Source organism: Shigella sp. FC1544, from assembly GCF_001722145.1.
GTDB lineage: Bacteria > Pseudomonadota > Gammaproteobacteria > Enterobacterales > Enterobacteriaceae > Escherichia > Escherichia coli.
In genome coordinates this window covers 1-290 of record NZ_MECT01000503.1, presented here as the reverse complement: position 1 = coordinate 290, position 290 = coordinate 1, and the positions used below count along the sequence as shown (strand labels likewise).

The following is a 290-nucleotide window of genomic DNA, read 5'->3' as shown; positions in this document are numbered from 1 at the left end:
CAAGGCGAGCTTCATTTAACGCCTTACGCAGTTGCAGAATTTCAGATTCCAGTTCAGCCACCGTGCGGGAACCAGGAGTACCGAGCCCTTTTCTGGCGGCGGTAACCCATTGTCCTAAAGTGCCTTCAGGAAGGGATAATCGGGAAGCGCCTTCACTGATCGAAAGTTGATTTTCAAGAACCGTTCTGACAGCTTCGGCTTTGAACTCTTTAGAGTAACGTTGGTTTTTTTCTGCTCATTATTAGCTCCTTCTGATGCCATTCTATTTCAGGAAGGAGTGTCCGTTAAAC

Annotated in this window: 1 pseudogene; it reads right to left on the bottom strand. The window is 47.2% G+C overall.

Annotated features, from left to right (window positions below):
- A pseudogene (locus BGK49_RS28170) lies at positions 1-235 on the bottom strand (transposase); the annotation flags it as partial.
- Positions 236-290: the final 55 nt, after the last annotated feature.